24 protein-coding genes are annotated in these 24,844 nt (G+C 71.2%); 8 read left to right on the top strand and 16 right to left on the bottom strand.

Features of this window, described 5'->3' with window-relative positions; genetic code table 11:
• Positions 1 to 4: 4 nt before the first annotated feature.
• The 12 genes from QM772_RS18710 to QM772_RS18655 form a co-directional block, all read right to left on the bottom strand.
• Positions 5 to 457 (bottom strand): c-type cytochrome, encoded by a 453-nt coding sequence (locus tag QM772_RS18710; protein ID WP_415139194.1) that lies wholly within the window; start codon positions 455 to 457, stop codon positions 5 to 7.
• A gap of 211 nt (positions 458 to 668) precedes the next feature.
• Complete coding sequence (locus tag QM772_RS18705) at positions 669 to 1,406, bottom strand: ABC transporter ATP-binding protein (protein ID WP_415139192.1); 738 nt, start codon at positions 1,404 to 1,406, stop codon at positions 669 to 671.
• Entirely contained in the window at positions 1,403 to 3,211 is a 1,809-nt protein-coding gene (locus QM772_RS18700; protein ID WP_415139190.1) for an ABC transporter permease subunit, read from the bottom strand. Before QM772_RS18700 ends, QM772_RS18705 begins: the two co-directional genes overlap by 4 nt.
• A complete protein-coding gene (locus tag QM772_RS18695; RefSeq protein ID WP_415139188.1) occupies positions 3,208 to 4,236 on the bottom strand; it encodes a branched-chain amino acid ABC transporter permease in 1,029 nt (342 codons plus the stop codon). The genes QM772_RS18700 and QM772_RS18695 overlap by 4 nt, the downstream gene beginning before the upstream one ends.
• A gap of 98 nt (positions 4,237 to 4,334) precedes the next feature.
• Positions 4,335 to 5,483, bottom strand: a complete 1,149-nt coding sequence (locus QM772_RS18690; RefSeq protein WP_415139186.1) for an ABC transporter substrate-binding protein — start codon at positions 5,481 to 5,483, stop codon at positions 4,335 to 4,337.
• A 173-nt stretch (positions 5,484 to 5,656) separates the two neighbouring features.
• Entirely contained in the window at positions 5,657 to 6,868 is a 1,212-nt protein-coding gene (locus QM772_RS18685; RefSeq protein WP_415139184.1) for a CaiB/BaiF CoA transferase family protein, read from the bottom strand.
• Positions 6,869 to 7,009: 141 nt separating this feature from the next.
• The gene (locus QM772_RS18680) at positions 7,010 to 7,990 is read right to left on the bottom strand and encodes a CobD/CbiB family protein (protein ID WP_415139182.1); all 981 of its coding nucleotides are present in this window, start codon (positions 7,988 to 7,990) and stop codon (positions 7,010 to 7,012) included.
• Positions 7,991 to 8,033: 43 nt separating this feature from the next.
• The gene (locus QM772_RS18675) at positions 8,034 to 8,774 is read right to left on the bottom strand and encodes a CoA pyrophosphatase (protein WP_415139180.1); all 741 of its coding nucleotides are present in this window, start codon (positions 8,772 to 8,774) and stop codon (positions 8,034 to 8,036) included.
• Between the two features lie 82 nt (positions 8,775 to 8,856).
• Positions 8,857 to 9,243: a 50S ribosomal protein L19 gene (gene rplS / locus QM772_RS18670; protein WP_415139178.1), complete on the bottom strand. Its 387-nt coding sequence runs from the start codon at positions 9,241 to 9,243 to the stop codon at positions 8,857 to 8,859.
• Positions 9,244 to 9,333: 90 nt separating this feature from the next.
• Positions 9,334 to 10,089, bottom strand: coding sequence for a tRNA (guanosine(37)-N1)-methyltransferase TrmD (gene trmD / locus QM772_RS18665; protein ID WP_415139176.1), 756 nt, complete (start codon positions 10,087 to 10,089; stop codon positions 9,334 to 9,336).
• A 10-nt stretch (positions 10,090 to 10,099) separates the two neighbouring features.
• Positions 10,100 to 11,083 carry an Hsp33 family molecular chaperone HslO gene (locus QM772_RS18660; RefSeq protein WP_415139174.1) on the bottom strand — a complete coding sequence of 328 codons (984 nt, stop codon included), beginning with the start codon at positions 11,081 to 11,083 and terminating at the stop codon, positions 10,100 to 10,102.
• A gap of 17 nt (positions 11,084 to 11,100) precedes the next feature.
• Positions 11,101 to 11,625: a gamma carbonic anhydrase family protein gene (locus QM772_RS18655; RefSeq protein ID WP_415139172.1), complete on the bottom strand. Its 525-nt coding sequence runs from the start codon at positions 11,623 to 11,625 to the stop codon at positions 11,101 to 11,103.
• A gap of 45 nt (positions 11,626 to 11,670) precedes the next feature.
• Here QM772_RS18655 and QM772_RS18650 point away from each other — a divergent pair, with 45 nt between their 5' ends.
• Positions 11,671 to 12,468 carry a ferritin-like domain-containing protein gene (locus QM772_RS18650; RefSeq protein ID WP_415139170.1) on the top strand — a complete coding sequence of 266 codons (798 nt, stop codon included), beginning with the start codon at positions 11,671 to 11,673 and terminating at the stop codon, positions 12,466 to 12,468.
• A 254-nt stretch (positions 12,469 to 12,722) separates the two neighbouring features.
• On the opposite strand, the gene QM772_RS18645 is transcribed toward QM772_RS18650, so the two are convergent.
• Positions 12,723 to 13,025, bottom strand: a complete 303-nt coding sequence (locus QM772_RS18645; protein ID WP_415139168.1) for a DUF4148 domain-containing protein — start codon at positions 13,023 to 13,025, stop codon at positions 12,723 to 12,725.
• A gap of 175 nt (positions 13,026 to 13,200) precedes the next feature.
• On the opposite strand from QM772_RS18645, the gene QM772_RS18640 reads away from it, so the two are divergent.
• Positions 13,201 to 14,118 (top strand): LysR substrate-binding domain-containing protein, encoded by a 918-nt coding sequence (locus QM772_RS18640; protein WP_415139166.1) that lies wholly within the window; start codon positions 13,201 to 13,203, stop codon positions 14,116 to 14,118.
• A gap of 94 nt (positions 14,119 to 14,212) precedes the next feature.
• Here the strand turns inward: QM772_RS18640 and xerD are convergent, their stop codons facing one another.
• Both xerD and QM772_RS18630 read right to left on the bottom strand, forming a co-directional pair.
• Complete coding sequence (gene xerD / locus QM772_RS18635) at positions 14,213 to 15,124, bottom strand: site-specific tyrosine recombinase XerD (protein ID WP_415139164.1); 912 nt, start codon at positions 15,122 to 15,124, stop codon at positions 14,213 to 14,215.
• Between the two features lie 306 nt (positions 15,125 to 15,430).
• Complete coding sequence (locus QM772_RS18630) at positions 15,431 to 16,396, bottom strand: tripartite tricarboxylate transporter substrate binding protein BugE (RefSeq protein ID WP_415139162.1); 966 nt, start codon at positions 16,394 to 16,396, stop codon at positions 15,431 to 15,433.
• 127 nt (positions 16,397 to 16,523) lie between these two features.
• On the opposite strand from QM772_RS18630, the gene QM772_RS18625 reads away from it, so the two are divergent.
• The 3 genes from QM772_RS18625 (at position 16,524) to QM772_RS18615 (ending at position 19,555) form a co-directional block, all read left to right on the top strand.
• The gene (locus QM772_RS18625) at positions 16,524 to 17,435 is read left to right on the top strand and encodes an AEC family transporter (protein WP_415139160.1); all 912 of its coding nucleotides are present in this window, start codon (positions 16,524 to 16,526) and stop codon (positions 17,433 to 17,435) included.
• Positions 17,436 to 17,684: 249 nt separating this feature from the next.
• Entirely contained in the window at positions 17,685 to 18,188 is a 504-nt protein-coding gene (gene tsaE, locus QM772_RS18620; RefSeq protein ID WP_415139158.1) for a tRNA (adenosine(37)-N6)-threonylcarbamoyltransferase complex ATPase subunit type 1 TsaE, read from the top strand.
• Positions 18,185 to 19,555, top strand: a complete 1,371-nt coding sequence (locus QM772_RS18615; protein WP_415139156.1) for an N-acetylmuramoyl-L-alanine amidase — start codon at positions 18,185 to 18,187, stop codon at positions 19,553 to 19,555. Before tsaE ends, QM772_RS18615 begins: the two co-directional genes overlap by 4 nt.
• 935 nt (positions 19,556 to 20,490) lie before the next feature.
• Here QM772_RS18615 and QM772_RS18610 read toward each other — a convergent pair.
• A complete protein-coding gene (locus QM772_RS18610; protein WP_415139154.1) occupies positions 20,491 to 21,147 on the bottom strand; it encodes a DedA family protein in 657 nt (218 codons plus the stop codon).
• A gap of 40 nt (positions 21,148 to 21,187) precedes the next feature.
• Here QM772_RS18610 and mutL point away from each other — a divergent pair, with 40 nt between their 5' ends.
• From mutL to QM772_RS18595, 3 genes are all read left to right on the top strand, one after another.
• Positions 21,188 to 23,017, top strand: coding sequence for a DNA mismatch repair endonuclease MutL (mutL, locus tag QM772_RS18605; RefSeq protein ID WP_415139152.1), 1,830 nt, complete (start codon positions 21,188 to 21,190; stop codon positions 23,015 to 23,017).
• Between the two features lie 380 nt (positions 23,018 to 23,397).
• Positions 23,398 to 23,862, top strand: coding sequence for a glycine zipper domain-containing protein (locus QM772_RS18600; RefSeq protein WP_415139650.1), 465 nt, complete (start codon positions 23,398 to 23,400; stop codon positions 23,860 to 23,862).
• Positions 23,863 to 23,926: 64 nt separating this feature from the next.
• A complete protein-coding gene (locus QM772_RS18595) occupies positions 23,927 to 24,835 on the top strand; it encodes an alpha/beta hydrolase (RefSeq protein WP_415139150.1) in 909 nt (302 codons plus the stop codon).
• The last annotated feature ends 9 nt before the right edge of the window (positions 24,836 to 24,844 follow it).

The raw sequence follows: 24,844 nt of genomic DNA, 5'->3' as shown, positions 1-24,844 counted from the left end.
GATGTCAGCCTTCGATGTTGGGCGGCCACTTCTCGGCGTCGATGCCGTTGCTCCACTTCAGGAACTCGACCAGGTCGTCGAGCTGCTGCTCGCTCAGGTTGAACTGCGGCATCTGCCGGCGGCCCGGCGCGCCCGTGGGCTGGGCCTTCATCCAGGCCTTGATGAAGTCGCCCCCGCCCTCGGCGCCGCCGCGGCGCCGCCAGACGTTGCCCAGTTCGGGCGCGAAGTAGGCGCCTTCGCCCAGCAGCGTGTGGCAGCCGATGCAGTTGTTCTGCTCCCACACCATCTTGCCGCGCGCCACGGCGTCGGTCAGGGCCGGCTGGTTGGAGCGCGCGGGAATCTGCCGCTCGGTGTGGAACACCAGCCCGACGAAGACCAGGATGAAAAACAGCGACCCGCCGTAGAAGATGTTGCGTGCCATCTCCTTGGTGAATCCGCCGGACGCGGGGATGCTCATGGGCCTGCTCCTTGCTCGTGGGATTCTGAAAGCCCATTGAGCGTAGGGAGGCGGCCCCGGGCCGTCCTTGAAGCAAGTCAAGGTTGACCTGGCGGTGCAGTCGGGATTAGTGGTAGAGGCCGCCGAAGCCTTTATGCCAAACAGGGTTTCAGCGCCCGCCTGGCAAGCGCTGGCAGCTATCTATTCGGGAGCATCCGGATGCGCGGGCCGCTCAGGCCGCCTTGTGGCCGCCCACGCCCAGGTAGGTCTCGATCACGCGCCGGTCGTGCATCAGCTCGCCGGCCGGGCCGGTGAGCGCGACTTCGCCCATCTCCAGCACGTAGCCGCGGTCGGCCACGTTCAGCGCGGCGCGCGCGTTCTGCTCCACCAGCAGCACCGACACGCCCAGCGCGCGCAGCGAGGCGACGATGTTCAGCACCTCGCGCACGATCAGCGGCGCCAGGCCGAGCGAGGGCTCGTCCAGCATCAGCAGGCGCGGGCGCGCCATCAGCGCGCGGCCGATGGCCAGCATCTGGCGCTCGCCGCCCGACAGCGTGGACGACATCTGCGCGCGCCGCTCCTCCAGGCGCGGGAACAGCTTGAACACCTCGGCCATGCGCTCCTTCTGGTCGCGCTGGCCGCGCCGCCAGCGGGTGAAGCCACCGAGCAGCAGGTTGTCCTCGACCGACATCTCGCCGAACAGCTCGCGCTTTTCGGGCACCAGGCCGACGCCGGCATCCACCATGGCCTCCACACTGGGCCGCGCGATCGCCTTGCCCGCGAGCCGCAGCGCGCCGCTGGAGGGCAGCAGGCCCATCGTCGCGTTCAGCAGCGTGGACTTGCCGGCGCCGTTGGGGCCGATGACGGTGACGATCTCGCCCTCGCCCACGGTCAGCGAGACCTGGTGCACAGCCTCGACCGGGCCGTAGCAGACGGAAAAATTCTCCAGTTCCAGCAGCGCTTGGCTCACGACAGGTCTCCACCCAGGTAGGCCGCCAGCACGCGCGGGTCGGCCTGCACCTCGGCCGGCGTGCCGGAGGCGATCACGGTGCCGAACTCGAGCACCGTCACGCGGTCGGCCAGGTTCATGACGAATTCCATGTCGTGCTCCACCACCAGGATCGCCAGGCCCTCGGCGCGCAGTTGCGTCAGCAGCTTGGCCAGCGACTGCTTCTCCAGGTGGCGCAGGCCGGCGGCCGGCTCGTCCAGCAGCAGCACGGCCGGGTGGCCGGCCAGCGCGCGGGCGATCTCGACGATGCGCTGCTGCCCCAGCGGCAGCGAGGCGGCGGGCGTGTCGACGTAGTCGAGCAGGCCGCAGCGCTCGATCTGCTTGCGCGCCTCGGCCAGCAGCGCGGCCTCCTCGTGGCGGTCGGTGCGCAGCATGGCCGACACCCAGCCGCGGTGGCCGCGCAGGTGCGCGCCCACCGCCACGTTCTCCAGCACGCTGCGCTGGCCCAGCAGCCGCACGTGCTGGAAGGTGCGGCCCAGGCCCAGCCGGGCGAAGTCGCGCGAGGGTTTGCCGGCCATGGCCTGGCCCATCAGCCGCACGGTGCCGGAGGTGGGGTCGTCCACGCCCGAGATCATGTTGAAGAAGGTGCTCTTGCCAGCGCCGTTGGGGCCGATCAGCGCGTGCACCTCGCCCGCCTTCACGTCCAGGTTGACGGCGTTGTTGGCCACCAGGCCGCTGAAGCGCTTGGTGACGTCCTTGGCCTCCAGCGTCACCTCGCCGGCCGGCGGCAGCGCGCGCGTGGCCAACGGCGCCGGCGCGGCCTGCGTGCCCGCGCGTGCCGGCGGCCTGACGAAGCGGCGCGTGGCGCCGGCGAGCATGGGCCACAGCCCGTCGGCCGCGCGCTGCAGCACCAGCAGCATGACCAGGCCGAACACCACGGTCTCGAAGTTGCCCGTGGTGCCCAGCACCTGGGGCAGCCAGTCCTGCAACTCGGACTTCAGCAGCGTGATCAGCGCCGCGCCCAGCACCGCGCCCCACAGGTGGCCGGAGCCGCCGACCACGGCCATGAAGAGGTATTCGATGCCGATGTTGAGCGCGAACGGCGTCGGGTTGACGAAGCGCTGCAGGTGCGCGTACAGCCAGCCCGACACCGCCGCCAGCAGCGCCGCCAGCACGAACAGCTTGATGCGGTACTGGCCGGTGTCCACGCCCATCGACTCGGCCATCACGCGCCCGCTCTTGAGCGAGCGGATGGCGCGCCCCGGGCGCGAATCCAGCAGGTTGTGCAGCGCCCAGATGCCCAGCAGCAGCAGCGCCCAGATGAACACGCCCAGCACGCGCGGCGAGGTCATGTCCAGCCCGAACAGCTTGAGCGGCGGCAGCCCCGACAGCCCGGTGAAGCCGCCCAGCACGTCGAGGTTGCCGAAGATGTAGTACAGGCTCAGGCCCCAGGCGATGGTGCCCAGCGGCAGATAGTGGCCCGACAGCCGCAGCGTGACCGCGCCCAGCCCCCAGGCGATGAGCGCGGTGACCACCAGGCCCAGCAGCAGCCCCAGCCACGGCAGCAGGCCGGCCGGCAGCGCGGCCAGCGCCTGCGCGGCCTGCGGCGAGGTGGTGATCCACGCCGTGGCGTAGGCGCCCAGGCCGACGAAGGCCGCCTGACCGAACGAGGTCATGCCGCCCACGCCGGTCAGCAGCACCAGGCCGACGGCCACCATCGCGTACAGCCCGATGTAATTCAGCAGGGTGACGGTGAAGTCGGGCAACAGGCCCCAGGCCAGCGCCAGCAGCGCGATGGCAATCCAGGTGAGATGACGGGAGGTCATTCTTCATCCTCCACGTGATGGGTGTTGAGCGAACGCCACCACAGCACCGGGATGATGAGCGTGAACACCAGCACCTCCTTGAAGGCGCTGGCCCAGAACGAGGAGAACGATTCCAGCTGCCCCACCAGCAGCGCGCCGAGCAGCGCCAGCGGGTAGCTGTGCAGGCCGCCGACGATGGCCGCCACGAAGCCCTTCAGGCCGATCAGGAAGCCGGTGTCGTAGTAGATGGTGGTGATGGGCGCGATCAGGATGCCGCAGACGGCACCGATCAGCGCCGCCAGCGCGAAGCTCAGGTCACCCGACAGCTCGGTCGGGATGCCCATCAGCCGCGCGCCGACCTGGTTGATGGCGGTGGCGCGCAGCGCCTTGCCGATGATCGAGCGCTCGAAGAACAGGAACATGACGACCACCAGCACCACCGCCGAGCCGATCACCACCAGCGACTGCCCGCTGACGGGGATGCCGCCCAGGTCCCAGCGCGCCTCCGACATCGGCGCCGTGCGCGAGCCCTCGGCGCCGAAGAAGAACAGGCCCAGCCCCACCATCACCAGGTGCAGCGCCACGGACACGATCAGCAGGATCAGCACCGTGGCGCGCGCCAGCGGGCGGAAGGCCAGGCGGTACAGCAGCGGCCCCATGGGCACGATGAGCGCCAGCACCGCCAGCGTCTGCCCGACCTGGGAGGTGGGCTTCAGCCCCGCCACCAGCCCCAGCGCCACCAGCGGCAGCAGCACCGCCCACACCAGGGTGGGCTTCCAGGCCACGCGCGCGCCGCGCAGCTGCCGCCAGCCCTCCACCGCCAGGGTCAGCACGGCCAGGGCCAGCAGCAGCCAGATGATGGGCGGCAGCTTGCCGGCCTGCAGCGCGGCCATCGCCAGCGCGGCGTAGGCCACGAACTCGCCCTGCGGAATGAAGATGACCCGGGTGACGGAAAAGACCAGCACCAGCGCCAGCGCCATCAGGCCGTAGACGGCGCCGTTGACCACGCCGTCCTGCGCCAGCATCAGCGCGATCTGTAGATCCATGCGTCTCGCTCCAGCGGGCCAGCGCCGGCCCGCTATGTTTGTTGTAGCTGCCCGCGCAGGGTGGGTCTGCGCAGGTGCTCATTCTGACACGGAGATGCTCAGGGCTGGTACTTCCAGGCGCCGTTCTCGATCTTCACCATCACGCGGCCGCGCTGGTCCAGGCCCAGGTGATCCTGCGGCGACATGTTGAAGATGCCGTGCGCGCCGGCCACTTCCTTCACGCCTTCCAGCGCGTCGCGCAGCGCGGTGCGGAACTGCGGCGTGCCGGGCTGCCCTTTCTTCAGCGCCACCGGAATGGCGGCCTGCAACAGCTTGCCGGCGTCCCACGAATGGCCACCGAAGGTGGACGTGCTGCCCTTGCCGTTGGCGGCCTCGTAGGCGGCGATGTATTCCAGCGCCGACTTGCGCACCGGGTTGCTGGCGGGCAACTGGTCGGCCACCAGCACCGGGCCGGCCGGCAGCAGCGTGCCTTCCACGTCCTTGCCGCCCACGCGCAGGAAGTCGTTGTTGGCCACGCCGTGGGTCTGGTAGATCTTGCCCGTGTAGCCGCGCTCCTTCAGCGCCTTCTGCGGCAGCGCGGAGGGCGTGCCGGAGCCGGCGATCAGCACGGCGTCGGGCTTGGCGCCCATGAGTTTCAGCACCTGGCCGGTGACGGCCGTGTCGGTACGCGAGAAGCGCTCATTGGCGATCAGCTGGATCTTCTTGATCTCCAGCGCCTTCACGGTCTCGCGGTACCAGCCCTCGCCGTAGGCGTCGGCGAAGCCGATGAAGCCCACCGTCTTGACGCCGTTGCCGGCCATGTGCTCGGCGATGGCCAGCGCCATCATGATGTCGTTCTGCGGCACCTTGAACACCCAGCGCTTCTTGGCATCCTGCGGCTCGATGATGGAGGCCGAGGCGCCCAGGGTGATCATGGGCGTCTGCGCCTCGGCCACGACGTCGATCATGGCCAGCGAGTTGGGCGTGGTGGACGAGCCGATGACCACGTCCACCTTGTGCTCGGTGATCAGCTTGCGGGTGTTGGTGACCGCGCCGGTGGTGTCCGAGGCGTCGTCCAGCACGATGTAGTTGACCTTCTGGCCGCCGATGGTCTTGGGCATCAGCGAGATGGTATTGCGCTCGGGGATGCCGAGCGAGGCCGCCGGCCCGGTCGAGGACACGGTGACGCCGACGTTCACGTCGGCCCATACGGCGGCGGTCGTGCCGAACAGGGCGGCACCCAGCAGCACCAGATTCTTCAACTTCATGGGAGTGTCTCCAGACGGATGGATGGGGGTCTGCCGATCGCCCGGCTACGCGCCAGGCAGGTGATCCTGGCGCATAAACTGACCGATCGGTCGGTTAATAATTGTATCGGGGCCGCCTGCCGATGCCGCGCCCCGCCGGCTCGGGAATTACCCTAGAAAACGCCTCGCGCCAGTCAAGCGACGGCGCCGGCGGCACGCAGCGCGGCGATCTCGTCCGCGCCGTAGCCGGCCTGGGCCAGCACCGCGTCGGTGTGCTCGCCCTTGTGGGCCAGCGGCTGGCCGACGCCGATGCGTTCGCCGTCCATGGTCAGCGGCAGCAGGGTGGCGCGCGCGGTCTGGCCGGCGCGCGCGCCGTCGGTCAGCGTGACCTCGTCCAGGCCGCCGGTGGCTCGCAGGTGCGGGTCGTCGTACAGCTCCTCGGGCCGGCGGATGGGCGCGAACGGCAGGCCCTCGCGCTCGAAGATGGCGGCCAGCTCGTCCGCGCCGCGCCCGGCCAGCCGCTGGCGCAGGGCCGGCAGCAGCGTGGCGCGGGCGCGCACGCGGTCGTTGTTGGTGGCATGGCGCGGGTCGTCCCGCAGGTCGCTCAGGCCCAGCGCGTCGCAGAAGGTGCGCCACTGTCCGTCGCTGACAGCCGAGAGGAAGATCTGCTCGCCGTCCTTCACGGTGAACACGTCGTACACGCCCCAGGCCGAAATGCGCTCGGGCATGGGCGCGGCCGGCTCGCCGGTGATGGCGTACTGCATCATGTGCTGGCCGACCAGGAACACGTTGTTCTCGAACAGCGCGCTCTGCACCGCCTGCCCCTTGCCGGTGATGCCCCGCTGGATGAGCGCGCCCAGGGCGCCGATGGCGCCGAACATGCCGCCCATGATGTCGTTCACGCTGCTGCCGGCGCGCAGCGGGTCGCCCGGGCGCCCGGTCATGTAGGCCAGGCCGCCCATCATCTGCACCACCTCGTCCAGCGCCGTGCGGTGCTCGTAGGGGCCAGGCAGGAAGCCCTTGCAGCTGACGTAGATCAGGCGCTCGTTGCCCGCCGCCAGCGCCGCGTAATCCAGCCCGTACCGGGCCAGGGCCCCGGGCTTGAAGTTCTCGGCCACCACGTCGGCCGACAGCGCCAGCCGGCGCGCCGCCGCCGCGCCCTCGGGGTGGCGCAGGTCGATGGCGATGCTCCGCTTGCCGCGGTTGAACATGGGAAAGAAGCCCGCCCCGGCGCCCAGCAGGTGGCGCGTGCGGTCGCCCTCGATGGGCTCGACCTTGACGACTTCCGCACCCAGGTCAGCCAGCACCAGGCCGCAGGTCGGCCCCATGACCATGTGCGTGAACTCGACCACGCGCAGCCCGTCCAGGGGCCTGCCGCGCGGCTTCTCGGGAAGTGGGAAGTTCATTTCTCAAGCGTAGCCGATCCACCGCGCCGGCAGCGCGGCGGCCGGGCACCGCCACCTGGATGCTACTTTTTAAATAGCTGCCAGCGCTTCATCGACGGGCGCTGGAGGCCCAAAAGGCGCTGAACCCGGAAACACGGGCGTTCAGCCCATCACGCGGGCCAGCGTCAGCAGCACCAGCAGCAGCAGCCACAGCGCCACCATGCGCCACAGCAGCCCGACCACCTGCGAGAAGTGCGCGGTGGTCGGCGGCTTGCCCGGCAGGCCCTCGGCCGCCAGCGCCCCGGCGCCGGCCGCCTGGCCCGCCTGGTCGCGCGCCAGCGGCTTGAGCGCGGCGCCGCCCAGCCGCACGCCGAGCGCGCCGGCCGTGGCCGCCAGCACCACGCCGTCGTTGGCGTCGGCAAAGCGCGCGGCGTGGCTGCGCCACACGTCCACCGCGTCCTCGAAGCTGCCCACGATGGCGAAGCCCAGCGCCGTGCAGCGCGCCGGCAACCAGTCCACCGCCCGCCAGGCCCGCTCGGCCACCTGCACCAGCGCCGGGCTGACCGGCTGGTCGGCCGCCTGCGCCTTGCGGCGCCAGTAGCGCAGCACGTACTCGGCGTTGCGGTAGAACACCGCGCCCGCCGGCCCCAGCCCCGGCACCGCCAGCACGCAGAACCACGCCAGCACGCCGAACACGTGGCGGTGCGCGGCCAGCACCGAATACTCGATCACGTGGCGCACGATCTCGCTGCGCGGCAGCGCGGCGGCGTCCACCTGCTGCCAGCGCGCCAGCAGGGTGCGCGCGCGGTTCTCGTCGCCGGCTTCCAGCGCATCGCGGATGCCCGTGAAGTGGTGGCTGAACTGCCGAAAGCCGAGCGTGAGGTAGAGGATGAACACGCTCCACAGCAGTTGCAGCGGCCAGCCGCCCAGCCAACCCAGCAGCCCGTGCACGCCCGCCGCCACCAGCGCCGGCAGCACCACGGCCAGTGCCCACGCCAGCCAGCCATGCTGCTCGCCGCCCGCGTCCACGCCGCGGCCGACCGCGCGCACCCAGCCGTGCAGGCCGGCCGCCGCCGGGTTGTGCGGCGCCAGGGGGCGCACCTGCTCTAGCAGGAGCGCTATCACTATTGCGAACAAGGCCATGGCCGATGATAGCCACCCGCCGCACCGCCGTGGTGCGGCGCCGCTAGGCGGCCAGGAACCTGTAGAAGTTGCGCAACATGCCGGCGGTGGCGCCCCAGATGAAGCGCTCCACCTCGCTGTCGGGCGTGGGCGGCGACTCGCCCGCCGCCGGTTCGGCGCGGGCCGGCTCGACGTAGGGCATGGAGAACCACTCGCGCACCTGCCCCTCCCACTCAAAGCGGTGGCGGCGGTGGTGCGCCGGGTTCATCAAAAAGGCCAGCGGCACCTCGAACGCATGCGCCACCTCGTCGGGGTTGGGATGCAGCACGAAGCCCGGCCGCACCAGCGCCACCACGGGGGTGACGATGAACTGGGTGCCGGTGACGTACACCGGTAGCCGCCCGATCACCTCCACGAAGCCGCGCGGCAGCGCCACCTCCTCCTCGGCCTCGCGCAGCGCGGCGGCAGCGGCGTCCGCGTCCTGCGGATCGACCTTGCCGCCCGGGAACGCGACCTGCCCCGAGTGGTTCGACAGGTGGGCCGTGCGCTCGGTCAGCAGCACGGTCAGGCCGCCCGGCCGCTCGACCAGCGGCACCAGCACGGCGGCGGCGGCCGGCGCGCGGTCGGTGAAGCGCGGCTCGCGCCGCAGTTCGGGCCGCCAGTCGGGCGGCGCGGCGAAGCGCTGGCGCAGCGCGGCCGGCGCGAGTCGCTCGGCCGGCACCGCGGGCAGGTGCGCGTCCACCCCCGAGACCGCCACGCGGCGCGGGTCGAAGCTGGGCAGCGCGAACGTCGGCTTGGAGATCATGGGTGAAACGGCGCCGGAAAAGAAAAAACCGCCTGGAGCGGCCAACGCTGCAGGCGGTTTCGGCGCGCGCCGGTGGGCGCGGTCACGCAGCGGCGCTGGTCTGCTTGGTCACGCGGCTGGGCAGCTTTTCCTTGATGCGGGCGGACTTGCCGGAGCGCTCGCGCAGGTAGTACAGCTTGGCGCGGCGCACGTCGCCGCGGCGCTTGACCTCGATGCCGGCGATCAGCGGGCTGTAGGTCTGGAAGGTGCGCTCCACGCCTTCGCCGCTGGAGATCTTGCGCACCGTGAAGCCGCTGTTCAGGCCGCGGTTGCGCTTGGCGATGACCACGCCCTCATAAGCCTGCACGCGCTTGCGGCTGCCTTCGACGACGTTGACGCTGACGATCACGGTGTCGCCGGGGGCGAAATCGGGGATCTTCTTGCCCAGGCGGGCGATTTCCTCTTGCTCGAGGGTCTGGATCAGGTTCATTTCGGTTTCCTGTCTCGATCGTGCGCGCGCTACGCTAAAAGGCGGCTCCGGGGTGGCGCCGCGGCCGGCAGAGGATCGAAAAGCCTTTGATTATAGCCTGGCCGCGAGGCGCGCCAGCACCTGCTCGTCGGCGTGCGTCAGGCGGCCGGCGGCGCGGGCGGCCGCCAGCAGGTCGGGCCGGTGGCGCAGGGTCAGTGCCAGACGCTGCTGGCGCCGCCATTGCTCGATCCGCGCGTGGTGGCCGGACAGCAGCTCGGCCGGCACGCGGCGGCCCTGCCAGTCCTCGGGGCGGGTGTAGTGGGGGCAGTCCAGCAGGCCGTCGACGGCGGGGTTGAAGCTGTCGGCCTGGTGGCTGCCCTCGTCATTCAGCACGCCGGGTTGCAGCCGCGCCACCGCGTCCAGCAGCGCCAGCGCGGCGATCTCGCCGCCCGACAGCACGAAATCGCCCAGGCTGATCTGCGCATCGACGTGGGCGTCGATGAAGCGCTGGTCGATGCCTTCGTAGCGCCCGCACACCAGAATGGCGCCGCTGCCGGCTGCCCAGCGCTCGACGGCGGCGTGGCGCAGCACTTCGCCGATAGGCGAGAACAGCAGCACGGGCGCGTCGTCCGCCCGCGCGGCGCGGATCGCCGCCAGGCAGCGCGCCAGCGGCTCAGCCAGCATCACCATGCCGGGGCCGCCGCCGAAGGGGCGGTCATCGACGCGGCGGTAGTTGCCCTCGGCGAAGTCGCGCGGATTCCAGAGTTTCAGGTCGATCTGGCCGTTGGCATAGGCCCGGCGAGCGACGCCAGCTTCCAAAAAAGGAGCAAACAGCTCGGGGAACAGGGTGATGACGTCGAAGCGCATCGCTCGCTGGTCACTGCACCGAGCCGGGCTGCGGCTGCTGCTGCTCGGCCGGCGTGAACAGGCGCGCCACGTCCACGGCGTCGAACCGCTCCTGCCGGCCGCAGAAGTCGCAGCCCACCTCGATGCGGCCCTGCTCGGCCAGGATCGATCCGGCCTCCTCCACGCCCAGCCCTTTGAGCATCGCGGTCATGCGATCGCGGCTGCACGAGCAAGCGAAGCGCGGCCCCTCGCCACCCGCCAGCGGCGGGAAGCGCAGCAGCTTCTCCTCCCAGAACAGGCGGCGCAGGATGGTGTCGGCGTCCAGCCCCAGCAGTTCCTCGCGCTGGAGGCTGCGCGCCAGGATGGCCAGGCGCCGGTAGTCGTCCTCGCCGCCTTCGCCCTCCTCGCGCGCCACGCTGCTCCGAGACAGGTTGGCCTCGCCCTGCACCGGCAGGCGCTGGAGCAGCAGGCCGGCGGCCACCTGCTCATCGGCGGCCAGCACCAGGGTGGTGTCGAGCTGCTCGGACTGGCGCATGTAGTGCTCGATCACGCCCGCCAGGGTGCCGATCGGCGCCCCGCCCTCGTCCACCAGCGGCACCACGCCCTGGTAAGGCTGCTGGCCGGGCTGGCGGCCCCGCGCATCGAGCGTGATGGCGCAACGGCCCTGGCCGCGCGCGTTCACCAGCTCGGTCAGGCGCGCGCCGGGGGCCACCGCGCCCACCACCGAGGCGGTGGCGCGCAGGCGCAGGTCGGACTGCACCTCGGCCACGGCGACCTTGACGGGACCGTCGCCGGCGATCTGCATCACCAGCGCGCCGTCGAACTTGATGTTGCCCTGCATCAGCACGGCGGCGGCGGCCATCTCGCCCAGCAGCTCGGCCACCGGGGGCGGGTAGGCGCCGGTCTGCGTGTTGGCGGCACGCCGGCGCAGCACTTCCTGCCAGGCGTCGGTCAGGCGCACCAGCTGGCCGCGCACCGGCAGGCCGTCGAAGATGAATTTGTGCAGTTCGGACATCCCAGGCAGTTCGAGCGTCAGGGGAGCTTTTTCAAGGTGGCGCGGAACAGCCGCGCGTTGTCGATGTAGTGTTGCGCGCTGCGGCGCAGGCCCTCGATCTGCTCGGGCGTGAGCTGGCGCACGGCGCGCGCCGGGGCGCCGACGATCATGCTGCCGTCGGGGAACTCCTTGCCCTCGGTCACCAGCGCGCCGGCGCCCACCAGGCAGTTGCGGCCGATGCGCGCGCCGTTCAGCACGATGGCGCCGATACCGATCAGCGACTCGTCGCCGATGGTGCAGCCGTGCAGCATCACCTTGTGGCCCACGGTGACGTGGCGGCCGATGGCGAGCGGCTGCCCCAAGTCGGCGTGCAGCACGCTCAGGTCCTGCACGTTGCTGCCCTCGCCGATGGTCATGGTCTCGGTGTCGCCGCGCAGCACGCAGCCGAACCACACGCTGGCGTCGGGGCCGAGGTGCACGTTGCCCATCACCTCGGCCGAATCGGCGATCCAGGCGGTCGAATGCACCTGCGGGGCCTTGCCATCCACTTCGTATACGGCCATGGTTCTGGTTCTCCTCTGCGGGGGCTGAAAACTACAATTCTAGGGATGGAGTTGCGCACCTCAGCTTTGCAGGCCCTCTGCGAACCCGATCCTGAACGAAAAGCGGCCCTGGCGCTTGGCCTGCAAGCGCAGGCAGCTACTTTAACGATAGCAATCGACGCCGCCCTGGCCGCCCCGCCCGGCCTGCCCGGGCGCCCCGCGCGGCCCGCGCTGACCGACCCGGCGCAGGTGCCCCGGCGCAGCGTGCACACGCCCGAGGGCCGCGCGGCGCTGGTGCACGCCATCTGCCACATCGAGTTCAACGCCATCAACCTGGCGCTCGACGCCGCGTGGCGCTTCCCCGCCATGCCCGAAGCCTTCTACCGCGACTGGCTGCGCGTGGCGGCCGAGGAGGCGCGCCACTTCACGCTGCTGCACACCCACCTGCAAACGCGCCTGGGCCACCGCTACGGCGACTTCGCGGCCCACGGCGGCCTGTGGGCGATGTGCGAGCAGACCGCCGGCGACGTCACCGCCCGCATGGCCCTGGTGCCGCGCACGCTGGAGGCGCGCGGGCTGGACGCCACGCCGCTGATCCAGGCCAAGCTGCGCGCCGTGGGCACGCCCGACGCGCTGGCGGCGTGCGAGATCCTCGACGTCATCCTGCGCGACGAGATCGGCCACGTCGCCATCGGCAACCACTGGTACGGCTGGCTGTGCGCGCGCCAGGGGCTGGAGCCCGTGGCGCACTACCGCCTGCTGGCGCGCCGCCACCAGGCGCCGCGCCTCAAGGGCCCGTTCAACCAGGCGGCGCGGCGGGCCGCGGGCTTCTCGCTGGCGGAGCTGGACGAGCTGGGCCGGTAAAAAAGCCCCCACACACTCCCCCGCTGCGCGTGGTCCGCTGCCCCCCGAGGGGGCCGTTTTTACCTTGGGACGGCCCGGCGGTAAAAAAGCCCCCCACACACTCCCCCGCTGCGCGTGGTCCGCTGCCCCCCGAGGGGGCCGTTTTTACCTTAGGACGGCCCGGCGGTAAAAAAAGCAAACGCCGCGCGGTGCGTGCTGCACCGCGCGGCGTTCATCGGGCCAGGCCGGCGCGCCAGGCGCGCCGGTGGGGCCGGTCAGCTCAGCTCGCCGCTGGTCACGTAGCGGCCGTGGGCGACGGCTTCGCGCACCTGGGCGCGGACTTCGGCACGGGTGAGCCCGGACTCGGCCTGGGCCGCCACCGCTTCCGACAGGTCGCCGGCCACGGGCTGCTGGCGCGCGGCCTCGGCGCGCACCTCGGCGCGCGACACGGTGGACGCCTGGGCGGGCTGGTCCAGGAACAGCGGGCCTTCGCCGGACGCCGGGCCGGCGGCGAAAGCGCTGCCGGAGAAAGCGGCCAGGGCCAGGACGGAGGACAGGGCGATGTGCTTGGTGTTCATGATGCGATTCCTTTTCAGTTCTCAATTCAAGCGATTCACGGGTGCCCGGCCGGTGGGCCTGGGCGGTGGGGTCTGCATCGCTTGGTAGTGCCGGCCCCGTGGGACGTACTTTGCGCCGCTACACTCGTTTAAAAAACCACCCGGATCGAATTTCACTTTTTCCAGATCGGAAACAATGGACTCGCTCGACCTGCTTCAGACCTTCCGCGAGGTGGCGCGCCGGGGCAGCTTCTCGGCGGCGGCGCGCGCGCTCGACATGTCGCCCGCCAACGTCAGCAAGTACGTCGCCGCGCTGGAGGCGCGCTTCGGCGTGCGCCTGTTCAACCGCACCACGCGCAAGGTGTCGCTGACCGACGCCGGCCAGCTGCTGTACGAGCGCTCCGGCCCGATGCTGGAGCTGGTGCAGTTCACCGAGGGCGAGCTGCTGGAGCGCGCCACCAAGCCCAGCGGGCGCCTGACCCTCTCCGCCTCGCACCCGCTGATGCAGACGCCCGTGCCGGCGGTGCTGGGGCGCTTCCTGACGCTGCACCCGGCGGTGTCGCTGCAGCTGCACATCACCAACCGGCTGGTGGACCTGGTGGAGGAAGGCGTGGACGTGGCGCTGCGCGTGGGGCCGATCCCCGATGCCGGCATCATCGTGCGCAAGCTCATGCGCATCGATTTCAGCGTGGTCGCCACGCCCGCCTACTGGCGCGCGAACGGCACGCCGGCGCACCCGCGCGAGCTGGCCGGGCACCGCACGCTCTCGATGTCGCCCCACGGGCAGGCGCCGGTGTGGCAGTTCGTGGAGAACGGCAGGCCCCTGGGCGTGCCGCTGCAGCCGCTGGTGGACGCCACCGACATCGCGCCGCTGGTGACGATGGCGCTGCAGGACCTGGGCGTGGTCCTCCTGTCCACCGCCGCCATCGCCAGCCACCTGGACAGCGGCGCGCTGGTGCCGGTGCTGGCCGACTACGTGCCGAAGGACGTGTGGCTGTACGCCGCCTACGCGCAGCGCCGCCACAACAGCGCCGCGCTGGCCGCGCTGCTCGCTTTCATGGAGCAGGAGACGCGCGCGCTGGGGTCATTGGCCGGCGTCAGCGTGCCGCCGTGAGGCTGGCGCCGGCATGCCGTTCGCTACTGCATTGATAGCTGCTCGCGCTTGCCGGACGGGCGCTGGAGGCCAATTTATCTCATAACACGCATCCTCACCCACGCGGATGGTGCTGCGCATGCAGCGTCTTCAGCCGCTCGCGCGCGACGTGGGTGTAGATGGTGGTGGTGGAGATGTCGGCATGGCCCAGCAGCATCTGCACCGCGCGCAGGTCGGCGCCGTGGTTGAGCAGGTGCGTGGCGAAGGCGTGGCGCAGCGTGTGGGGCGACAGCGGCGCGCTGACGCCCGCCTGGCGCGCGTAGCGCTTGACGAGGTTCCAGAACATCACGCGCGACATCGCCGTGCCGGGCGTGCGGCCGGCGCTGGTGACGAACAGCGCGTCGCTCTGGCGCGGGCCCAGCACCTGCGGACGGCCGTCGCGCAGCCAGCGCTGGAGCCAGTCGCGCGCCAGCTCGCCGAAGGGCACCAGGCGCTCCTTGCCGCCCTTGCCCATCACGCGCAGCACGCCTTCGTTCAGGCCGGCGTGGACGGTCTTGAGCGCGACCAGCTCGCTCACGCGCAGGCCGCTGGCGTACATCAGCTCCAGCATGGTGCGGTCGCGCAGGCCCAGCGGCGTGGCGGTGTCGGGCGCGGCCAGCAGCGCCTCGACCTGCGCCTCGCTCAGGGTCTTGGGCACGCGCAGCGGCTGCCGGGCGGCCAGCAGCTTCAGCGTGGGGTCGGCGGCCACCAGATGCTCGCGCAGCGCCCAGCGGAAGTAGCGCTTGAACACCGTCAACCGCCGGTTGGCCGAGGTGGCGCGGGTGCCGGCGCGGGCGGCGAAGTAGCCCTGCAAGTGGTGCTCCTGCGTCTCGGGCAGCGGCAGGCCGTGCGCGTCATGCAGCCAGCGGGCGTAGAGCGTGAGGTCGCGCCGGTAGGCGGCCAACGAATTGGGCGCCAGGCCGTCCTCCAGCCACAGGGCGTCGATGAAGCGGTCGATGGTCGGGTCGGGCGAAGGATCGGAGGTCACGGCGGCGACGATACCAAATCCGGGAATATGAATGAAATTAGCATCCAGAGCCCGCCCAGCAATCGATGGCAGCTATTTAAATAATAGCAAAAGAAAACCCGCCGGGTGGCGGGTTTTCGTGGCGGCGAGAACAGAACGGATCAGTTTTTCACAGCGCCCGCGACGCACGAAACGCCGGGAGCCGAAGGCCGTGGAGCAGGCCAGGCCAGCGAACGCCATGCACGGACCTGCGCCGGGCATTGGCGTTGTCCCCCTCCCGAAGAGAGAGGGGGAAGGCGCCGAAGGCGACTCAGGGGGTGTTTCACTTCAATCCAGCGTGAGCTTCTGCTTGGCCACCACTTCCTTGTACACCGCGAACTCGTCCTTGATCTGCTTGGCGAATTCCTCGGGCGTGTTGGCCACCATGATGGAGCCGGTGTCCTCGATGCGCTTCTTCACCGCCGGCTCCTCCAGCGCCTTCTTGGTGGCGGCGTTCAGCTTGTCGATGATGTCCTTGGGCGTGCCCTTGGGCGCCAGGAAGCCGTAGTAGGCCAGGCGGTTGACGGGCTCCAGGCCCACTTCCTTGAAGGTGGGCGTGTCGGGCAGGTCCTTCAGGCGGCTGGGCGCCGACACCACGATGGGCACCAGCTTGCCGGACTTGATGAAGGGCAGCGCCGAGGGCAGGTTGTCGAACATGATCGGCACCTGGCCGGCCACCACGTCGTTCAGCGCCGGGCCGGCGCCGCGGTACGGGATGTGGGTGACGAAGGTGCCGGTGAGGCTCTTGTACAGCTCCATCAGCAGATGGCCGATGCCGCCGGTGCCGGACGAGGCGTAGGAGAACTTGCCCGGGCTGGCCTTGAGCAGCGCGATGAACGCCTTGTAGTCCTTGGCCGGGAAGCTGGGGTGCACGGCGATGATGTTGGGCGTGGCGGCGATGTTGATGATGGGCGCGAAGTCCGCCACCGGGTCGTACGGGATCTTCTTGTTGATCGCCGGGTTGGCGGCGGTGGTGGACACCGTGGCCATGCTCAGCGTGTAGCCGTCCGGCGCCGCGCGCACCACCTCGGCGGCGCCGATGACGCCGCCGCCACCGCCCTTGTTGTCCACGATCACGGGCTGGCCCAGCGCCTTGCCCAGGGGCTCGGACACCACGCGCGCGATGATGTCGGTGGTGCCGCCGGCCGCGAACGGCACCACGATGCGGATCGGCTTGGTCGGGTACGCCTGGGCGAAGGCGCCGCCGCCGGCCAGCGAGGCGGCGGCAAGGCAAATCAGGTGGCGGCGTTGCATGGGTGGGGGTCTCCTTGAACTGAAAGGGATGGGCCGTAGAACCAGAGAGCGCCCATCGTAACGGCTTGTTCCCCCGATTCGGCGCCACTGCGGGCAAACCCCGAAGCACGGCCGTTATGCTCGCGCGGTGCATTACGCCCAACTGCTGCTCCCCGACTTCTCGCTCATCCTCATCGGCTACCTGCTGTGCCGGCACACCGCGCTCGACCGGCCGGTGTGGCAGGCGGCGGAGGGGCTGGTGTACTACTTTCTGTTTCCGGTGCTGCTGTTCCAGTCCATCGTGCGCACGCCGCTGGACCTGCGCGCCGCCTCCAGCCTGATGGGCGCCGGGCTGGCGCTGAGCCTGGCCGGCATCGGGCTGGCCTACGCCCTGCCCCGGCTGCCGGGCCTGGCGGGCCGCATCGAGCCGCGCGACCACGCGGCCAGCGCGCAGGTGGCGTTCCGCTTCAACTCCTTCATCGGCCTGGCGCTGGCCGAGCGGCTGAGCGGCGCGCAGGGCCTGCAGCTGATCGCGGTGCTGATCGGCGTGGGCGTGCCGCTGTGCAACGTCGCCGCCGTGTGGCCGATGGCGCGGCACGCCGGGCGCGGCTTCCTGGGCGAGCTGGCGCGCAACCCGCTCATCATCGCCACCGCGCTGGGGCTGGCCACCAACCTGGCGGGGCTGGCGATCCCGCAGTGGCTGACGCCCACCGTCACGCGCATCGGCTCGGCCTCCATCGCGCTCGGGCTGATGGCCGCCGGCGCCGGCATGCAGCTCCAGAGCCTGGCGCGCGGCAAGCTGCTGGGCGCCGGCGTGCTGGCGATCCGGCACCTGGCCCTGCCCGTGGTCGCGCTGCTGCTGGCGCGCGCGTTCGCGCTGGGCCGGCCGGAAGCGCTGATCCTGCTCACCTTCTCGGCGCTGCCCACGGCGTCGAGCTGCTACGTGCTGGCCGCGCGCATGGGCTACAACGGGCCCTACGTGGCCGCGCTGGTGACGCTCTCCACCCTGCTGGGCATGGCCAGCCTGCCGTTCGCGCTGGGTGTCCTCGGTGGGTTTTGACCACCCCCGTGTCTCCACTCGCTGCGCGATGTTGCGCCTCCCCCCTCGAGGGGGCGCGCCCGCTGACCGGGGAAACCCCGGCCAGGAGCGCACTGGCGTGGCCCGCTCCGCGGCCATCGGGCTCTTGCGGCTTGATGCGCCGTCAGTCACTCAAAGCGTCGTGCCCCATCGAAATCGCTGCCCGGGTTGACGATGCGGGCGGAATGCTATGAAAATAGCAGCGTCCGGCGCAACGCCCACCTAGGTTACATGTCTCCAATGTGCAGCAGTTCGCACCTTTTGCCGCCCGCCGCCGCGCTGCGCTGGCGCACCGAGGCCGACACCGCCGCCTTCGCCGCCCGCCTGGCCGCGCGGCCCGCGCTGCGCAACGCCTTCGTCGAGCTGCGCGGCGAGCTGGGCGCCGGCAAGACCACCTTCGTGCGCCACCTGCTGCGCGCCCTGGGCGTGCAGGGCCGCGTCAAGAGCCCCACCTACGCCGTGGTCGAGCCCCACGAGACACCCGACGGGCTGGCGGTGTCGCACTTCGACTTCTACCGCTTCAGCGACCCGCGCGAGTGGGCCGACGCCGGCTTTCGCGACGTCTTCGCCGCCCCCGGCCTGAAACTGGCCGAATGGCCCGAGAACGCCGCCGGCCTGCTGCCCGAGCCCGACCTGGTGCTGCGCATCGCGGCGCTGGCCGACGGCGCGCGCGCAGTCGAGCTGACGGCGCCCACACCCCTGGGCGCGCGGCTGCTGGCGGAGATCGCTGAATGACGCGCCGCCGCACCCTGCTGCAGGGCGGCACGCTGGTGCTGCTGCTGGGCCGCCAGCACATCGCGCGCGGCGCCGGCATCGTGGCCGTGCGCATCTGGCCGGCCGAGGACTACACGCGCGTCACGATCGAGTCCGACACCGCGCTCAAGGCCACGCACCGCATGGTCGGCTCGCCGCCCCGGCTGGCGGTGGACATCGACGGGCTGGAGCTGAACCCCGCCCTGCGCGAGCTGGTGGCCAAGGTGCGCGCCGACGACCCCAACATCGCCGGCATCCGCGTCGGCCAGAACGCGCCCGGCGTGGTGCGCCTGGTGGTGGACCTCAAGCACGAGATCGAGCCGCAGGTCTTCACGCTGGCGCCGGCGGCGGCCTACCAGCACCGGCTGGTGTTCGACCTCTACCCGGCCAACCCGGTCGATCCGCTGGAAGCGCTGATCGCCGAGCGCATGCGCGACCTCGGCACCCCGCGCGCCGCCGACCCGGGCGCACCCGACACGCTGGGCGAGCTGATCGCGCGCCAGATCGAGCGCGCCAACGGCCTGGCGCGGCCCGGCGGCGACGCGGTGGCCCGCGCGCCCGCGCCGCCGCCCGCGCGGAAACCGCCGGCCAGCGGCGGCGCCAACCGCCCGCCGCCCGCCCGCACCGACCGCCTGATCATCGTCGCCCTCGACCCCGGCCACGGCGGCGAAGACCCGGGCGCCATCGGCCCCGGCGGCACGCACGAGAAAGACGTGGTGCTGCAGATCGCCCTGAAGCTGCGCGACCGCATCAACAACACCACGGTGGGCGGCAGCCCGATGCGCGCCTTCCTCACGCGCGACGCCGACTTCTTCGTGCCGCTCGCCACACGGGTGGAGAAGGCGCGCCGCGTGGGCGCCGACCTGTTCATCAGCATCCACGCCGACGCCGTGCCGCACCCCAACGCCAGCGGCGCCAGCGTCTATGCGCTGTCCGAGCGCGGCGCCTCCAGCACCGCGGCGCGCTGGCTGGCCAACAAGGAGAACGACTCCGACCGCGTCGGCGGCGTGAACGTCGCCGCCAGGGACCAGCACGTGCAGAGCGTGCTGCTCGACATGAGCACCACCGCCCAGATCCGCGACAGCCTGCAACTGGGCGCCGCCATGCTGGGCCCGATCGGCAGCGTCGGCCGCCTGCACAAGCGCAGCGTGGAGCGCGCCAACTTCGCCGTGCTGCGCAACCCCGACGTGCCCAGCGTGCTGGTGGAGACCGCCTTCATCAGCAACCCCGAGGAAGAGCGCCGCCTGCGCACCGACAGCTACCAGAACGACCTGGCCAACGCGCTCATCAGCGGCATCCAGAAATACTTCGCCGCCAATCCGCCGCTGGCGCGCAGCCGGGAGATATAGGTCCACCCCCAGGCTCCACGCGCTGCGCGCTGTTGCGCCACCCCCCTCGAGGGGGCACCGCCAGTGGCCGGCACAGGTCCGGCCACGGCGGTTGCTGGCATGGCCTGCTCCGCGGCCTTTGGGCTCTTTGGGTTTGACGCGCTGCCAGCGGTTGGTCGCGGAGCGTCTTGCATGGCCGGCCTGCTCCGCGGCCTTGGGGCTCTTTGGGTTTGACGCGCTGCCAGCGGTTGGTCGCGGAGCGTCTTGCATGGCCGGCCTGCTCCGCGGCCTTGGGGCTCTTTGGGTTTGACGCGCTGCCAGCGGTTGGTCGCGGAGCGTCTTGCATGGCCGGCCTGCTCCGCGGCCTTGGGGCTCTTTGGGTTTGACGCGCTGCCAGCGGTTGGTCGCGGAGCGTCTTGCATGGCCGGCCTGCTCCGCGGCCTTGGGGCTCTTTGGGTTTGACGCGCTGCCAGCGGTTGGTCGCGGAGCGTCTTGCATGGCCGGCCCGCTCCAGGGCCTTTGGGCTCTTTGGGTTTGACGCGCTGCGGGTAGCGCTTGGGCGCCATCGACAGCTGAGACGCATACTCCCTCATCACATGACCGCTGGCGCTTGCCGGTCACGCGCTAGAGACAGATACTCCCGGAATGAAGCCCACTGCTTCGTCATCCCCGCGCTCCCTCTCGTCATTCCCGCGCAGGCGGGGATCCCGTGCGCCCTGTGCACCGCCACTGGATTCCCGCCTGCGCGGGAATGACGGGGTAAAAGCGTGAACTTTTGTGCGCCAAGGGCGGCGCCGTACCCCGGGGATGCCCGCTGTCCTACACCCGCCGGGCCGCCACGGGCGTTAAATGGAGGCTGGCTGGTCAAGCCCTGCTTGCGCAGCCAGTGTTTCTGCTAGTTCTCCTCCTCCGTTCGGCCGGTGCCCGCAAGGGCATCGGCCTTTTTCTTGGCCGGGTCAGCCCACGGCGCCCTGCCGCTCGGCGCGGCCGGCCTTCCAGCCGCCGTAGAGCGCGATCAGGCCCGGCACCAGGATCAGCGCCCAGATGATCTTGCTCAGGTTGGCCTGCACCCACGGCAGGTTGCCGAACACGTAGCCCGCCGTCACCAGGCCCAGCACCCAGATCAGCGCGCCGACGACGTTGAACAGCGTGAACCTGCCGCGCGCCATCTCCGCCACGCCGGCCACGAAGGGCACGAAGGTGCGGATGAAGGGCATGAAGCGCGCCAGGATCACCGTCACGCCGCCATAGCGCTCGTAGAAGGCGTGCGCGCGGTCGAACGCCCGGCGGTTGAAGAAGCGCGAATCCTCCCACTGGAACACCTTGGGCCCGAAATAGCGGCCGATGGAATAGTTGCACTGGTCGCCCAGGATCGCCGCCACCAGCAGCACCACGCAGGCCAGCGGGTAGCTCAGGTGCCCCGCCCCGGCCAGTGCGCCCACCACGAACAGCAGCGAATCGCCGGGCAGGAAGGGCATCACCACCACGCCGGTCTCGACGAAGACGATCAAAAAAAGCAGCGCGTATACCCACGCGCCGTACTGCGCGACGAAGGCGCCCAGGTAGCGGTCGACGTGCAGGATGAAGTCGACCAGTTGCATCACGATGTCCATGGGCGGGATTATCGGTGGCGGTGCTTTCTAGAATCCCGCCATGTCTTCTTCCCGCCGCCCCATCCGCGAACTGCCCGACGAGCTGATCAGCCAGATCGCCGCCGGCGAAGTCGTCGAGCGCCCGGCCTCGGTGGTGCGCGAGCTGCTGGACAACGCGCTGGACGCCGGCGCCACGCAGATCACCGTGCGCCTGTCCGCCGGCGGCGTGCGGCTGATCGCGGTGGAGGACGACGGCAGCGGCATCGACGCGCCGGACCTGCCGCTGGCCTTCCGCCGCCACGCCACCAGCAAGATCGCCAGCCTGCAAGAGCTGGAAGCCGTGGGCACCATGGGTTTTCGCGGCGAAGCCCTGGCCGCCATCAATTCGATAGCTGAAACCGCCATATTGACGCGCGCTGACGGCCAGAACCATGCGCAGCTGCTGGACGGCCGCACGGGCGAGCTGAAGCCGGCCGCGCGCGCCGTCGGCACCACGGTGGAGGTCAAGGAGCTGTTCTTCAGCGTGCCGGCGCGGCGCAAGTTCCTCAAGACCGACGCCACCGAGCTGGCGCACTGCATCGAGGCCGTGCGCCGCCAGGCGCTGGCGCGGCCCGACGTGGGCTTCGCCATCTGGCACGAGGGCAGGCTGATCGAGCAGTGGCGCGGCCAGCCCGGCGACCCGTCGGACGAGCCTGGGCGCGAGCAGCGCCTGGCCGACGTGCTGGGCGACGACTTCCTGGCGCAGTCGGTGGCGGTGGACCACCGCGCCGGCGGCGTGCGCGTCACCGGCCGCGCCGGCCTGCCGGACCACGCCCGCTCGCGCGCCGACCAGCAGTTCGCCTACGTCAACGGGCGCTTCGTGCGCGACAAGGTCATCCAGCATGCCGCGCGCGCCGCCTACGAGGACGTGCTGCACGGCCACCGCCAGCCGGTGTACGTGCTGTACGTGGACATCGACCCCGCGCGCGTGGACGTGAACGTGCACCCCACCAAGATCGAGGTGCGCTTCCGCGACAGCCGCGAGGTGCACCAGGCCGTGCGCCACGCCATCGAGAACGCGCTGGCCGCGCCGCGCGCCGCGCTGGCGGGCCAGACGGCGCCGGCCGATGACGCGACGCCCTGGCGAGCGCCCGGTGTTTCAATGCCTTTTCGGCCTCCAGCGCAGATGCAGCTTGCGCCGGCAGCTATCAATACCGCAGCAGACGTGCGTCATGCGGTGGAGGAGCTGCGCGCCCTGTGGCAGCCCGCGCCAGTGGCCGGCGGCGATGCGGTTGCTCCCGCTGCCCCGCCGCGGGAAGAAGCTCACGACTGGCCCCTGGGCCGCGCCGTCGCGCAACTGCACGGCGTCTACATCCTGGCCGAGAACCACGCCGGCCTGGTGCTGGTGGACATGCACGCCGCGCACGAGCGCATCGTCTACGAGCGGCTCAAGGCGCAACTGGACGGCGCGCGCATCGCCAGCCAGCCGCTGCTGATCCCCGCCACCTTCGCCGCCACGCCGACCGAGGTGGCCACCGCCGAGGCCGCCGCCGACGCGCTGCGCACGCTGGGGCTGGAGATCACCCCCTTCTCGCCCAAGACCCTGGCCGTGCGCGCCGTGCCCAGCGCCCTGGCGGCCGGCGACGCGGTGGAGCTGGCGCGCGGCGTGCTGGCCGAACTGGCCCAGCACGAGGCCGCCACGGTGGTGCAGCGCGCGCAGCACGAGCTGCTGGCCACCATGGCCTGCCATGGCGCGGTGCGCGCCAACCGGCGCCTGACCACCGAGGAGATGAACGCCCTGCTGCGCCAGATGGAGGCCACCGAGCGCAGCGACCAGTGCAACCACGGCCGCCCGACCTGGCGGCAGCTCTCGATGCGCGAGCTGGACGCGCTGTTCATGCGCGGGCGCTAGGAGTCTGCGCGGCAGAAGCCGCCGAAGCGAAACGCGCGAAAAACGAGGACAGCGTGGTGATACCGACAAGCCCAGGGTAGGCCCCCTGGGCGCAGGCGGTAGCGCCGCGATGGACCGTTTTCTCGCGCGTTGCAGCCGGCGCAGGTTCTGCCGCGCAGACTCCCAGCCGCGTCCGCCATCCACACTGCCTGATACCTGTTGCGCGCCAGCGCGCACACGCCGTGCCGCGCCTGTCCTACAAGCCCGGGCCCGCGCCGGGCATAGCCTGCAAATACGCCTTGCGCTCCGGCCGATACGGCCGGCGCTGGCGTACTCCCTTCGTGCGATCCGTTCGCACCCACCCTCGACGCAGGAGACGGACATGACCAAGCAACCCAAGGATTCTGAACCCCGACCCCCTCACCGGCGCACCGGGCGCCCACCCCATCGGCACCGGCGTCGGCGCGCTGGCCGGCGGCGCGGCGGCGGGCGCCGCAGTGGGCACCGTCGCCGGGCCGGTAGGCACCGTGGTGGGCGCCGCCATCGGTGCCGTGGCCGGCGGGCTGGCCGGCAAGGCCGTGGCGGAGGCCATCGATCCCACCGTGGAGCACGCGCACTGGAAGAAAGCCCACGTCAGCGAGCCTTACTACGCCGACCGCTTCACCTACGAGGACTACGGCCCCGCCTACGCCCTCGGCTGGCGCGACGTGCACAAGCACCAGGGCCGCTCTTTCGACGAGGTGCAGGAGAGCCTGGCCGCCGACTGGGACATCTACCGCGGCAAGTCGCGGCTCGACTGGCCCGAGGCCAGCCCGGCCGCCCGCGCCGCCTGGGAGCGCGCGCAGCACCTGACCATGTCGCAGTAGCCGGGCTGGCCCGCCGCGAGGCGGCCGCAGAACTTTCCGCCGCCGGCAGCATCCGAAGCGGGTGATGAATTGGTGGCGACTTTCCCCCGCCAGGCTGGCGCTGGGGGCCGGCTTGGCGGGGCTCCTGTTGGCCGGCTGCGCCGTGCTCGACGAAAAGCAGCGCGCCTGGATATTCCAGCCCACCGACCGCGCCTGGGGCGGCTCGGCCAGCATGGCCGAAGGCATGCAGGACGTGTGGATCGAATACGACTCCGCCGTCACCAGCCAGCCCGTGCGCCTGCACGGCCTGTGGCACGCCGCCGGCGCCTCCACCACGTCCGCCGGCACGGCATGCCAGCCGGTGCTGCTCTACCTGCACGGCGCGCGCTGGGACGTGCGCGGCTCGGCCGGCCGCATCCGCCGCATGCAGCAACTGGGCTTCTCGGTGCTGGCCATCGACTACCGCGGCTTCGGCAAGACCTCGCGCGAGCTGCCTTCCGAAGCCATGGCGGTGGAGGACGCGCGCGCCGCCTGGGCCTGGCTGGCGCGCCGGCACCCCGGCGCGCAGCGCTTCATCTTCGGCCACTCGCTGGGCGGCGGCATCGCCGTGGCGCTGGCCGAGCAGGCGCGCGACCAGCAGGGGCTGATCCTGGAGGGCAGCTTCACCTCCATCCCCGACGTGGCCGGCACCATGAAGTGGGGCTGGCTGCCGATCGGCCCGTTCATCACCCAGCGCTTCGACTCGGCCGGGCGCATCGCGCGCGTGGGCTCGCCGGTGCTGGTGGTGCATGGCGCGCAGGACCGGCTGATCCCGCCCGCGCTGGGCCAGCGCCTGTTCGACGCCGCCGCCGAGCCCAAGCAGTTCGTGCTGGTCGAAGGCGGCTCGCACCACGACACCAACGCGGTCGGGCAGGACGCCTACCGCGCGGCGCTGCCGAGGCTGTTCGGCTCGCGCTGCTTCGGCGCCGGCGGCCCGGCGCTGGCGCGGCTCTGAACCCCGCGC

Source organism: Ottowia sp. (assembly GCF_047601385.1).
GTDB lineage: Bacteria > Pseudomonadota > Gammaproteobacteria > Burkholderiales > Burkholderiaceae_C > Ottowia.
Note: the sequence above shows the minus strand (reverse complement) of the source record. Positions and strands in the feature narration are given on the sequence as shown.